This window comes from Methanobrevibacter sp. (assembly GCF_017468685.1).
Taxonomy (GTDB): domain Archaea; phylum Methanobacteriota; class Methanobacteria; order Methanobacteriales; family Methanobacteriaceae; genus Methanocatella.
This window is the reverse complement of the sequence record NZ_JAFUHT010000014.1, coordinates 1-11889: the sequence shown is the minus strand read 5'-3', so window position 1 is coordinate 11889 and position 11889 is coordinate 1. Positions and strand designations below refer to the sequence as shown.

Here is an 11889-nt window from a genome sequence, read left to right as displayed (position 1 = left end):
CCTTTCATATAATACCTCAATTATGTTAATTAATAATATTTTACTTTTTTAAATTATATATAATTAATAGCTACTTTTTCTTTTCATGAATATTAATTCAAAATATTTGTATAAAGTTGATTGAAAATATGCATAAGTGGTAGAACTTTTCGTGAGTTTCAATGAAACTATGTTCTCTAACCTCTTTTACAACATCCCCATCTTTAACATCACCAATCAACAAAGGAGAATCAGGATTATGCAACTTTTTGTTCCTTTTGACTAGCTTCATGTTGCTGTTGGCGTAACACACTTTAAATTATCTACTACTTTTTAGTGAATTTTGTTTCCACATTTAACAAACAAATATAACTTGTCAAATGCCTTACAAAAATTGGACATACAAACCATTAACCTATATAAAAATCTTAACTGTTATGAGATACTCATCAATTTTTCAATTATCCTAAGATTTTTTAATCTTATAATATAATAGATATAAAAAGTGTTTAAAAATAACTGATTTTGTAAAAACATTGTTTTGACAAGTTTCTACACATTTTGAGCAATGCCTGCACTTTTCAATATCCATCAGAATATAATCATCAAATGTTTGAATCAGATTAAAATCACATGCCTTTGCACATTCCCCACAACCAATACAATTTTTCCATACATTATACATACAAATCAAAATTATATTATGCTTAATATTATGTCGAATACCCCCATCATTTGAAGGCCAATATATGATATTACGATTACCTGCAGCGCTTTTAATTTTGTAGGATTGATTTTTTTAGATAGGTTAGCAGCATATCCAGATACAATAATGCTGGTTATTGTTAAAAATACGAATTGAAGCAAGTTGACATAACCTAATGAAAAATCCGGCAATCCTTGAACACCCCAACCTAAAACAATATAACAGATTACCCCTGCAAGTGTGGTTGCGATGCTTAATGCTGAAGTTGTTCCGATAGTATTTGTTATTGGATATCTCAAGTATGCCACGAAAATCGGTATGATAAATGCTCCTCCTGCGGGACCTATCAATCCGCTTGCAAGACCACATGCAAATGCAATAGAATAAAATAATCCTGCATCAGTTTTAATATTATCTAAAGAGGTAGGAGATTTTATTAAAACTAAAAATACTGTTGATACTATACATATTACACCAAACAAAATCTTTAAAACCTCAACATCTATGTATTGAGATATGACTGCACCCAGAATGGCACCTACAAAACCAAAGACCATCATTGGTTTTAGGTGCTGTTTTACTATTAGATTGTTTTGTTTGTGCTTTCGTGTACTGTTTATCATCGTGACACAGATAACTGCAAGACCTGTTGCAAAGGTAACCGTTAGGGACGTTTTAGGATCACATCCAATTGAGGTTAAAAGATAATATTGGATTGGAGTGATTACAATTCCACCGCCAATCCCCAAAAGGCCTGCCATGAAACCTGCAAAGCAACCTCCAATCAACAGCAAAACAACATAAAAAAGCAAATCCATTATTGCACCATGCGCCCTATTGAAATTTAAATCTTAATCAAATCTTTAAATTTTTGCACAGATTTCCTTAATTTCACCTTCTACTTCCTCAAGGTTAATTTCTTTTTGGGAAAGGTTGCTTTGAGCTATGTGTGAATTATATTCAAGTTCCCCAACGACAGATATGTCATCATCCAATTGTTCCAATACCAAATCTTTAGTATTTTCATCAATTTTATTCAATATTACCATATATTCTTTGGATGCCTCTTTTGATAATGATCCTATTTTATTTGCCAACAATATTGCATCGCTTGACGGGTCAACTATTGAAATGAGTTTGTCTGCAGACTCAATTACTCCTCTTCCAATGTGTTCTATTCCCGCTGAGGTGTCGACCAATATTACTTCATTGTCTTGTAATTCAATGTGATTTAGGAAGTCTCTTGTAAGATTTCCCATCGGACAGGCACAGCCTTCATCAGGGTCGTTGATTTTTCCGGATTCAATGAATCCTATATTTCCGTTCCATGTCACATAATCGGAAGGTAAATCTGATAATTTCATATTATCCAAAATATCTATTGAATCTGAGGCGGCGTCATCTTTCAGGTTGATTTTTTCTAAAACCATACCTTTAATTCCTACTTTTAAAATTTCACCCATTATCTTATCTCTTCCACCATAATATTCCATTAATGAAGTGTCTGCAACATCAACATTAAGCATCTTGTTCAATCCGAGGTTTCCCTCATCCATATCAATTATTAATACTTTATTGTTTTTTGACAATTCCTTTGCAATTAATGATATGAATGTGCTCTTTCCACATCCTCCTCTTCCATTGATAAATATTTTTTCTTTCATTTAGTTCACTTTCCATAATTTGTGTTTTAAATTATAAATAAACTACAATTAAAAGGTTTTGTAACAAAAAGGTAACAAAAATAATAAGTAACAGTGTGATATCCTCTTTAAAGTAATACTTTTTAAAAATATTTAAAGGAAAAGGTTTAAATTTAACAATAGGTGCAAAATGACAATTAAAAGAAAATTTGATAAACTGCCCCCATACTGTCAATTTGAAAAAAATCTGAATCTTATTAAAAACAAATGGACAGTATACATTTTAAGGGACATGATTCTTGGAAAAAAATATTTCAGCGATTTCAAAGAGGACAAGCCTGAACTGTCCAATAAAATCCTAACACAAAGACTTAAGGAACTGGAAGAAAACAACATCATCGAAAAAAACATCAAAGATAATGAAACATCATATCACCTGACTGAAAAAGGCCACAGGCTTCAAAACATATTATACGAACTCGCCATTTTCAATCTTGAAGAGGAATATCATGGCGAGGAACTGGAAAAAATTAAAAAAGAATTTGAACAGTTAAAATATGGGGAAAACCAAAAATGAATAATATTGCTTATCTTTTACTTGCAATTCTATTTGAAACCAGTGCACATCACTGTTAAAAGTTGCTGAAGGTTTCACTAAACCATTTGCCAACAATAGCATCAATCATATTATACATATTATCATTTTACTGTCTCAGCAACTGCCTAAAAACAGCACCAATAGGAGTTGCATATGCCATTTGGTCAGCATTGGGAATCGTGCTTGTGACAATTGTAGGGATTATCGCTTTCAAACAGACCCCTGATTGGGCTGCGATCCTTGGACTTTTACTTATCATTATAGGTGTAGGGGTGCTAAATCTATTCTCAAAAATGAGCTTACATTAATTATGAATTATTTTTTAAAAAAAAAAAACTAAAAGTCAAAACAACTTAGTTTGTAAATCCATATAGCTAGGTTCATTAACTTCCTTTACATCATCACTCTCTTTTACCTCACCAATCAGCAATGGCGAATTAGGATTATGCAACTTTTGGTTCTTTTTAACCAGCTTCATGTTGCTGTTGGCATAACACACTTTAAATTATCTACTAATTTTAGTGAAATTTGTTCTATACTATGCGGACAAAAAATGATTAAAAGTAGCAGAATTATCCACTACTTTTTAGTCAGATTGGTATTGTAGTTAACGAACAAATATTACTAATCAAATGCTCTCACACAAAGAACATACCAAAGAAATACCAAAGTAAACATTAAGATGACCTGCTATTTTGGGGAAAATAATTATATTTACAAAAGTCTCCAATAAAAAAAACTCCAAAAGTCTATAATAAAAATATCAAAAAGTATATAATAAAAAACTCCAAAAGTATATAATAAAAAACTCCAAAAGTATATAATAAAAAACTCCAAAAGTCTCCAAAAAAAATAATAAGTTGATTGAAATGGAAAGAAAATACCTAAAGCGTTACATGGACGATGATTTAGAAAGATATCTTAGAATGATTGGTGCAGTATTAATAGTTGGACCAAAATGGTGCGGAAAAACTACAACTGCCGAAAGACATGCAAAAAGTGTTATAAAATTACAAGACCCTAAAAGAAAAGAAACATATAAAATATGGGCAGAATTTGATCCTGACAGATTATTAGAAGGCAATAAACCTAAACTAATTGATGAATGGCAGATGGCACCTATCCTATGGGATGCAGTCCGAAATAGTGTTGATGAAATAGGAGGCGAAGGATTATACATTCTAACAGGTTCAACTGTTGTTGATGAATCAAAAATAATGCATTCCGGCACTGGAAGAATACACCGAGTCCTAATGAGACCCATGAGCCTATATGAAAGCATGGAATCAAATGGTAAAATATCATTAATGGAATTATTCAACAATCCTAATTTAGATATTAATGGAATAACTTCTGATTTGACAATTGATGAGTTAATATTTGCTGCATGTAGAGGGGGATGGCCAGAATCTGTTGTGAAAAAAGATAAAGAAGCACAATTATTTGTTGCCAAATCATATGTTCAAAATATTTGCAACACAGATATTTCCGCAATTGATGGAGTTAAAAGAAACCCTGATAAAGTGAGAACCCTCTTAAAATCTCTCGCAAGAAATAATTCAACGCTCGTTAATGATAAAACAATAATGGCAGATGTTAATGTAAATGAAAAAATGAGCAATGGAACATACTACTCATATATCAAAGCATTAAAAGACTTATTCGTTATAGAAGAGATAAGAGGATGGTCACCAGACATTAAATCAAAAACCTCAATGAGAACAAGAAACAAAAAAATATTTATAGACCCTTCAATCGCAATTGCTTCATTAAAAATGAGCCCCGAATCATGTGCTGATGATTTATTCTTGTTCGGATTTTTATTTGAAAATCTCTGCATTAGAGATTTAAGCATTTATACCAGCCCATTAGATGGAAATATCTATTATTACCATGACAAATCAGATATTGAAATTGACTGCGTAGTACATTTAAATGATAATAGATATGCATTAATTGAATGCAAATTAGGCAGTGAAAAAATTGATGAAGGTGCGAAAAACTTATTGAAAATCAACAAATTAATAGAAAAAAATGATGAACTAAACAATCCAAGTTTTTTAGCTGTTTTAACTGGAGGAGAAGTTGCATATACTCGCCCAGATGGTGTGAAAGTCATACCAATAGGTTGTCTAAAACAATGATTCATTTCTAAATTAATTTTTGTTATGAATCAATATAACTTGGTTCGAAAACTTCCTTTACATCATCACCATCTTTAACTTCCCCAATCAGCAATGGAGAATCTGGATTATGCAACTTCTGATTCCTTTTGACCAGCTTCATGTTAATGTTGGTATAACACACTTCAAAAATATCTACTACTTTTAGTGAAATTTATTCTATACTATTAAATCAAAACTCAATAGTTTCTGCCAACACCCAAAGCATTTAAAAAAAAAGGCAAATGAGAGATGAACTCTCATTGTTTTTTAATATTTTTATTTTTTATCCGGAGCGTTATAATTAACATAGTTGCTAACACGATGGCTAATCCATACATTACGGAGGCCATTGCATTCTGAATAATTATATCTGCAGTATTTACAACAATACTGTCTTGTCCCTCTATAGTGTCTAATTTTTGGAAGTAATCATAGACCTCCTGATGGAATTGTTCGTCTCCTGAATAATCAGGTGCATAGGTATCGACTGCAGTACTGATACCGCCCATAACTCCAAGAATTAGAATTATTCCAATGATTGCTGTACCCAATGAGGAACCTAATGTCTCACCAGTTGTAATAATACCAGATGCATTATTTTGGCCTTCAGCAGGAACATCGAATAATGCAACATCCGCTGCTAAAGCCATCATAAAACCAATACCTGTCCCAAGTAAAAACTGCCCCGGAATTAAATCCAGCATAGTTACATTTAATTTAAATTGATAACTTAAAATCAGACATCCGACAATAGATATTATGCATCCTACTGCCATGAGTGTCTTGTGATTCAGTTTTCCCATTAGTTTTGGAGCTGTCAATGAAAAAATAAACAAAGCCATAACAAATGGAAGTGAAGCCAAACCAGTATCGAATGGATTTAACTGCAATACACTTTGGAAAAACAGAACCATTACAAAAAATGTTCCAGATATTATAATATTATATAATAACTTAATAGATGTACCTATACGCAAATTTTTGTCTCTAAATAATTCAACATCAAGCAATGGCACCTTGCCTGACCTTTTTCTTTTGAGTTCAAACCATATAAAGATTGCCAAGACTATCAATCCCAAAATTATCTCAATTATACTGGCAGTAACATCCTTAGTCAGAGTCAAAATACCAAGCACAAGCAAAAGAAGACATATACCGGAAAGTATAGCACCAATAATATCAAGATCGCTTTTAGATTCAGTAGGTTTAAAATCAGGTATTTTATTTTGCATTACTAAAATAAATAAAATGAATATTAATTCAAATGCAAAAGTGTATCTCCAGCTGAAAAAAGTTGTAATAAGCCCACCAAGGAGTGGAGCTAAAATATCTGCAAGTCCTGCCATTACACCGAGAGTTGCCAAAGCAATTGTACGCTTTCTGCCGGAATATATTCCGCTTATTATTGAAACTATGGCAGGCAGCATTAATGCCGCAGCAACACCTTTAATCGCTGCCCATCCGACAAAAAACATTGTAACACTTGAACTTAATACTGCAGCAAATATTCCTATACCAAAAAGTGCAGCACCAATTACAAACAGTTTCTTTTTACCAACTATGTCCTGAAGTTTGGTACTGAACAGTATCAACGCAGCAGTGATAAGCGTACAAAACGACACAATCATTTGAATAGTACTAACATCAGCATTCAAATCAACAACAATTCGAGAAATGCTAACATTCATGAAGAAAGAGTCCAACACTATAATAAATGAAGCACAAGCCACAACTATTAAGGGAAACCAAGAATTATCGTTAGCCTTTTCATTCATATTTATTAATCCTCCAAAAAATTAATTTTAAAAAATATTTTAACATTCAAATTTAAACATGAACTTAATTTTATATTTGCTTTCCAAACGATTAAATTTTTGGATGGGATTTTTACATAATACTGCAAGAACACTACAATTCTGTAAGATTGATTTTCAAATGCATTCTGATGAACTTTAAATTATCCAAGGCCTAAGCTAATTTGAGCATCAATATAACTTGGCTCTGAAATTTCCTTTACAGCATCACCTATTAGAAATGGTGAGTCATGATTATGCAACTTTTGATTCCTTTTAATTAACTACATATTTGCTGTTGGCATATCAGTATATAAATTATCTACTAAAAATCGAAATTATCTATCAGTTTTTGCTCCAGCTCCTAAGAATCTTTATGGTTGAAGGTTAATTCTTCTACTATTTTTTGAGTATTAAATCCACTCTTGCGCTGATGTTGGTTTTTTCAGGTATCATAATATATTAATTTATTATGTATTATATATAAAATTATATTATTTAAAAAATATAAAAGTAATAATAATTTATATTATTACCTTTGAAATCAAAAATAGTTTCTTTTTAGAGTTATTACATGAGATTTTTGTTTTGAAGTTTTATTCTTCCATTTCATCAAGTTCTTTTTGAAGGTCGTGGATTTGCATTTCTTTGTAGAATCTTTCGAACTTACCTGTTTCAATAAGATATGCTGAAACTTCAAGAGCATCTCTATAGGTATAATTGGACTCTTTGATAATTTGCTTTTTATCTTCATCCATGTAGGATGAGGTATTATTAACATTGGCCATAGCTATTACAACCTGTATATAATAATTAATATAATATTTTATTATTTAAATTATATAAATTTATCATTAACATTGCTACAAATTTTATCTTGAAAGTAGATAGCTTCAAAACTATAATTTACATTAATGCATGATTAATTTAATTGACAGATGTTTTATTTCATTTAATTTAGTGAATTGAATTTCACATTAACGGCAAGGTTTTGTAAAATCAAATCTGATTTTAAATTGGGATATATATGCAAGAGTTTCAGAAACTGAATTTCAAATAGCTTAACCTCAATGTTAATGTTAATGTTAAATTGACTGCAATAGAATTAATTATATAATGTTTGTAACATATGTACAATTATCAAGAGTGATTAGCATGCCTATCTACAATATTGAAGATGAAAAGTTAACTCCTATCAGGAAAGTTAAATTTAAAAATGAAAGAGAATTACAAAGATTAACCGAAAACAATTTAGAAGAATTATTTGGTTTAAAATTTGTAGCAACTGAATTTCAAGTTGATAATTTAAGAATAGATACCTTAGCCTTCAATGAAGAGACTAACTCATTTGTTATAATTGAATATAAGAATGTTAAAAATTATAGTGTTATTGATCAAGGTTATAGTTATCTGTCATTATTGTTAAATAACAAAGCAGAATTCGTTTTAAAGTATAATCTTGTATTTAACACCGCATTATCAAAAGAAGAGTTTGATTTTACACAAACTAGTGTAATGTTTATTTCTCCAAACTACACTACTTACCAATTAAGGTCTGTTGAGTTTTCTGATATAGCTTTTGAGTTATGGAAGGTTGTTAAATATTCGAATGGGACAGTATTATTTGATAAAGTAAATGACACTAACACTACAGCTTCAATAAAACAAGTTACTAACTCTGATAATAAAAAACAGAAAGTTAATAAGGAAATTAAGAAATACACAGAAGAAGATACATTAGATGGCAAACCTGAAGATATAAAATCATTATACTATGATTTAAAAGAATTCATATTATCTAATTATGATGAAATAGAAATTAAACATTTGAAATATTACTTTGTTTTTAAAACAAATAATAGAATTGTTGCTTCGGTATCTGTTTTATCTAAATCTCTTAAATCATGGATTAACTTAGATGCAAATGAAATTAATGACCCTCAATCTAAAATTCGTGAAGTTTTTAATGTTGGCCATCATGGCGTAGGTAATTTTGAATTTGTACTTAAATCACAAGAAGATATAGATTACTTTGACATGTTATTTAAACAATCTTACGATGAAAAGATTTAAGTAGGTGTGGATAAATGAAAATAGTATCATGGAATTCTAATGGCTACTTTAGTGAAAGATTTCCTGCAATTCTTGAAGAAAAAGCGGATATTTACGTTATTCAAGAATGTGAGAATCCCGTAGTAATGGATTCAGAGGATTATACTGAATTTGCTTCTAATTATTTTTGGGTTGGGGATAATCAAAAATATGGTCTTGGAATATTTGCAAAAGATAATGTTAAAATAGAATTAGTGGATTTAGATGATAAAGGGCTTAGATATTTCATACCTGTTCGTGTTAATGATGATTTTAATCTTTTAGGTGTTTGGACTAATCCTAACATTGAAGGACGTAAAGAAATTTATTATCCTAAAGAAATTACTCGATATTATGAAGAACACAGGGATTCAGGATTTTTCAATGAAGAGATGATTATCTGTGGAGATTTTAATTGTGATGTAAGATTAGTTAATAAACAGCATGGTAAGAATGTTTATGAAATGATAGATAAGTTATCTGAGAAAGGGCTTGTAGATATATATCATTATTTGACTGGAGAGCAAGAAGGAAAGGAATCAATACCTACATTTTACTGGCGTAGAAATATTAATAGCCCATTTCACTTGGACCACATATTTTCTGCACCTGATAAAGTTAAAGATTTACTAATTGGAAATGCTGATAAATGGTTGAAAATAAGTGACCACATGCCACTTACCTTTGAAATTTAATTAGCCTACTTTAACTTTAACGGCAAGGTTTTGGAAAATGAATTTTGATTTGCTACCTTGATATATATGAAAGGGTTTCGGAAAGTGAGTTTTGAATAGGTGATGGTGGGTGTTAATGTTTTTTCAATTAAAATTTAATAATTTACCCAAACATACTCACAAATCCCATTAAATCAAGAAGCAAATGGATAATGTATACTACAACAATATTTTTTGTTTTTACATAGATTACTGGAAGGACAGACCATGCCACACCTAATGACAGAAGCAATTGGGGCAGATTAAAACCGTATGCTGGAATATGCAGCAATGAAAATAATAACTGTGAAACTACTATTCCAAGCAGAATTGCAACTTTACGGCCCAATGATTTGTATGTGGCATATAAGACCAGTACCAGCAGTATGAATTTAAACAGTTCCTCACCCATCAATTGTATAATCAGTGTAATGAACATTAGTGTTGCATTATTATTAATTGCAGAATCATTTGTACTGACTATGCCCATGCTGTTTAAAATAATGCCCATTAAGATATTTAAAGCAAATACTCCAATAATGCCTAAAATGATTGGTATGATGTCTCTTGCTTTAGGAATTCTAAAAATCATTGAGAGTTTGCCGTTTAAGGCATATGTAACTGGAATCAATGTTGCAAGACAGATTATCAATGCCTTAGGTATATCATATCCTTCAATAGGTATAACAAAAGGCGAAATAAATACTATTATGATTCCTAAAATCAACACCGAAATTTTTGAAGTTGTAAGCGAAGGATTTTCCTTATAAAATGGAATATCATATTCGGTGTCCTCAAATCTGAAAAATTCTGAACTCATTTTTTTTATTCTCCATTGTTTGAATTCAATATCCATTTCAAAATCAGCACATAAAAAAGATACCCAATTTCCTGATATTTTTTTATAAATTTTAAAATAATGAAATGGGGAGAGCTGAACTCCCTCTAATTTAAATAAAATTCAATAATCTTTTTAATATTACCATAATCCTAAAAGATGCATGAAAAATTGTGCAATATTGGTTGAAAGATGTGCTTCGATTGGTGCTGCAATAAGTGTCAGGCAAAATGCAAGAACCAATATTACTATACTTTGGATTAATGTCTTTTTTGTCTTTTCAAATGCATCGGAAGCACCGTTGGTGTCACTGCTTCTTAATGCCTTGATAAATCTCCAGATGAATAGGAAAAGTAATAAACCTGCTGTAGAGTCAAGAACCGTTCCTGTTATTTCAAATATTCCATGTGGAATCAGGTAAAGTATATACATGATGCCTCCATGAGGTAGTATCTTAGCGAAGAGTGGTCCCATCATTCCTATGCTATAACCATTGTATATAATCATTACAATTGCTAAAATTCCAAAGAATATTGATCCTATGTATGTCATAAGCCCTGAAGATTCATTGTGGATAAATAGCTCCAAAGCACTGCTATCTGGACCAAGTGTACTTACTGCAGTTGCATTAGTGGGCATATTTGCCACTTTAGGCGCCATCATAATCCATGTGGCAATGAATACTATAATAAATAAAGCATATAATCCTATTATCAATTTTTTGTTTTCTTTTAAGGTTTCGACAACCAGCTCTTTGATATTCATGAGTCTATATATTATATATATTATTATATAAAATGTTCCATATTTTTTATATACAAAAGAATTTATTCATTGGTGATGGTGGTGTTAATGTTATTTATGGAAATTCACTTGCTATTTCATGATACTTATCGCTGACAATAGCTACAAAGTCGGTTATTTTGCCTGTGACTTCTAATGTGTCAATGTCAACTTCTTGGAGATAACATATACTGTTAATGTCTTCAGGGTCATCTGTTTCTGCAATACTGTACCATCCCATAATCTTTATCGGTTTATCTTTTGGAAATTTTTTTAAAACTTCAATTGCTTCGCCACAATTCATGTTATCACCTTAAATGGAATATAAATCTGTAAATATCCAGGATGGATCAATAGCTATGACATTTCCATCTTCACACCAGATTGACCTTACATTACCTGAAGTTGTATCTGCTACTGCAGCAGGATCACGGTTAATCCAGTTTCCTCCAGTATGTTTTTTATGTCTTAATCTTAATCTGATGTGGCCAGTTCCTGAAACTCTGCATTTGACATGGACAAACTGCACATCATAACCTAATGATTTAGCTAGTCGGATAAGTCAGAGAGATTACTCTCT

Annotated in this window: 15 protein-coding genes; 5 read left to right on the top strand and 10 right to left on the bottom strand. The window is 30.9% G+C overall.

Annotated elements, in window-relative coordinates; all coding sequences use genetic code 11:
• Positions 1-97: 97 nt before the first annotated feature.
• From IJ258_RS02540 to IJ258_RS02525, 4 genes are all read right to left on the bottom strand, one after another.
• Positions 98-271 (bottom strand): hypothetical protein, encoded by a 174-nt coding sequence (locus IJ258_RS02540; RefSeq protein ID WP_292802407.1) that lies wholly within the window; start codon positions 269-271, stop codon positions 98-100.
• Between the two features lie 174 nt (positions 272-445).
• Positions 446-664 (bottom strand): 4Fe-4S binding protein, encoded by a 219-nt coding sequence (locus tag IJ258_RS02535; protein WP_292802404.1) that lies wholly within the window; start codon positions 662-664, stop codon positions 446-448.
• Positions 665-675: 11 nt separating this feature from the next.
• On the bottom strand, positions 676-1503 hold the full coding sequence (locus tag IJ258_RS02530; protein ID WP_012955168.1) for a sulfite exporter TauE/SafE family protein: 828 nt from the start codon (positions 1501-1503) through the stop codon (positions 676-678).
• Positions 1504-1548: 45 nt separating this feature from the next.
• Positions 1549-2349 (bottom strand): cobyrinic acid a,c-diamide synthase, encoded by an 801-nt coding sequence (locus IJ258_RS02525; RefSeq protein WP_012955167.1) that lies wholly within the window; start codon positions 2347-2349, stop codon positions 1549-1551.
• A 169-nt stretch (positions 2350-2518) separates the two neighbouring features.
• On the opposite strand from IJ258_RS02525, the gene IJ258_RS02520 reads away from it, so the two are divergent.
• From IJ258_RS02520 to IJ258_RS02515, 3 genes are all read left to right on the top strand, one after another.
• Entirely contained in the window at positions 2519-2905 is a 387-nt protein-coding gene (locus IJ258_RS02520) for a helix-turn-helix domain-containing protein (RefSeq protein ID WP_292802396.1), read from the top strand.
• 62 nt (positions 2906-2967) lie between these two features.
• A complete protein-coding gene (locus tag IJ258_RS11915; protein WP_366514559.1) occupies positions 2968-3234 on the top strand; it encodes an SMR family transporter in 267 nt (88 codons plus the stop codon).
• Positions 3235-3795: 561 nt separating this feature from the next.
• Positions 3796-5070: an ATP-binding protein gene (locus IJ258_RS02515; protein ID WP_292802393.1), complete on the top strand. Its 1275-nt coding sequence runs from the start codon at positions 3796-3798 to the stop codon at positions 5068-5070.
• Between the two features lie 278 nt (positions 5071-5348).
• Here the strand turns inward: IJ258_RS02515 and IJ258_RS02510 are convergent, their stop codons facing one another.
• Both IJ258_RS02510 and IJ258_RS02505 read right to left on the bottom strand, forming a co-directional pair.
• Entirely contained in the window at positions 5349-6866 is a 1518-nt protein-coding gene (locus tag IJ258_RS02510) for an MFS transporter (protein ID WP_292802390.1), read from the bottom strand.
• A gap of 614 nt (positions 6867-7480) precedes the next feature.
• On the bottom strand, positions 7481-7672 hold the full coding sequence (locus tag IJ258_RS02505) for a hypothetical protein (RefSeq protein WP_292802387.1): 192 nt from the start codon (positions 7670-7672) through the stop codon (positions 7481-7483).
• A 367-nt stretch (positions 7673-8039) separates the two neighbouring features.
• Here IJ258_RS02505 and IJ258_RS02500 point away from each other — a divergent pair, with 367 nt between their 5' ends.
• Both IJ258_RS02500 and IJ258_RS02495 read left to right on the top strand, forming a co-directional pair.
• Entirely contained in the window at positions 8040-8957 is a 918-nt protein-coding gene (locus IJ258_RS02500) for a DUF5655 domain-containing protein (protein ID WP_292802384.1), read from the top strand.
• 14 nt (positions 8958-8971) lie between these two features.
• Positions 8972-9670, top strand: coding sequence for an endonuclease/exonuclease/phosphatase family protein (locus IJ258_RS02495; protein ID WP_292802381.1), 699 nt, complete (start codon positions 8972-8974; stop codon positions 9668-9670).
• A 142-nt stretch (positions 9671-9812) separates the two neighbouring features.
• Here the strand turns inward: IJ258_RS02495 and IJ258_RS02490 are convergent, their stop codons facing one another.
• The 4 genes from IJ258_RS02490 to IJ258_RS02475 all read right to left on the bottom strand — a co-directional run bounded on the left by IJ258_RS02490 (position 9813) and on the right by IJ258_RS02475 (position 11838).
• Positions 9813-10508 carry a CPBP family intramembrane glutamic endopeptidase gene (locus IJ258_RS02490; RefSeq protein WP_292747835.1) on the bottom strand — a complete coding sequence of 232 codons (696 nt, stop codon included), beginning with the start codon at positions 10506-10508 and terminating at the stop codon, positions 9813-9815.
• 159 nt (positions 10509-10667) lie between these two features.
• The gene (locus IJ258_RS02485) at positions 10668-11291 is read right to left on the bottom strand and encodes a stage II sporulation protein M (RefSeq protein WP_292747833.1); all 624 of its coding nucleotides are present in this window, start codon (positions 11289-11291) and stop codon (positions 10668-10670) included.
• Positions 11292-11385: 94 nt separating this feature from the next.
• Positions 11386-11613, bottom strand: a complete 228-nt coding sequence (locus tag IJ258_RS02480) for a hypothetical protein (protein ID WP_292802379.1) — start codon at positions 11611-11613, stop codon at positions 11386-11388.
• A gap of 9 nt (positions 11614-11622) precedes the next feature.
• Entirely contained in the window at positions 11623-11838 is a 216-nt protein-coding gene (locus IJ258_RS02475) for a hypothetical protein (RefSeq protein WP_292802376.1), read from the bottom strand.
• Positions 11839-11889 lie beyond the last annotated feature (51 nt).

Coding starts and splice junctions, on each gene's coding strand:
- IJ258_RS02505 (WP_292802387.1), bottom strand. CDS start 7,672: ATGGCCAATGTTAATAATACCTCATCCTACATGGATGAAGATAAAAAG.
- IJ258_RS02510 (WP_292802390.1), bottom strand. CDS start 6,866: ATGAATGAAAAGGCTAACGATAATTCTTGGTTTCCCTTAATAGTTGTG.
- IJ258_RS02535 (WP_292802404.1), bottom strand. CDS start 664: ATGTATAATGTATGGAAAAATTGTATTGGTTGTGGGGAATGTGCAAAG.
- IJ258_RS02515 (WP_292802393.1), top strand. CDS start 3,796: ATGGAAAGAAAATACCTAAAGCGTTACATGGACGATGATTTAGAAAGA.
- IJ258_RS02530 (WP_012955168.1), bottom strand. CDS start 1,503: ATGGATTTGCTTTTTTATGTTGTTTTGCTGTTGATTGGAGGTTGCTTT.
- IJ258_RS02540 (WP_292802407.1), bottom strand. CDS start 271: ATGAAGCTAGTCAAAAGGAACAAAAAGTTGCATAATCCTGATTCTCCT.
- IJ258_RS02500 (WP_292802384.1), top strand. CDS start 8,040: ATGCCTATCTACAATATTGAAGATGAAAAGTTAACTCCTATCAGGAAA.
- IJ258_RS02485 (WP_292747833.1), bottom strand. CDS start 11,291: ATGAATATCAAAGAGCTGGTTGTCGAAACCTTAAAAGAAAACAAAAAA.
- IJ258_RS02480 (WP_292802379.1), bottom strand. CDS start 11,613: ATGAATTGTGGCGAAGCAATTGAAGTTTTAAAAAAATTTCCAAAAGAT.
- IJ258_RS02490 (WP_292747835.1), bottom strand. CDS start 10,508: ATGAGTTCAGAATTTTTCAGATTTGAGGACACCGAATATGATATTCCA.
- IJ258_RS02520 (WP_292802396.1), top strand. CDS start 2,519: ATGACAATTAAAAGAAAATTTGATAAACTGCCCCCATACTGTCAATTT.
- IJ258_RS02495 (WP_292802381.1), top strand. CDS start 8,972: ATGAAAATAGTATCATGGAATTCTAATGGCTACTTTAGTGAAAGATTT.
- IJ258_RS02525 (WP_012955167.1), bottom strand. CDS start 2,349: ATGAAAGAAAAAATATTTATCAATGGAAGAGGAGGATGTGGAAAGAGC.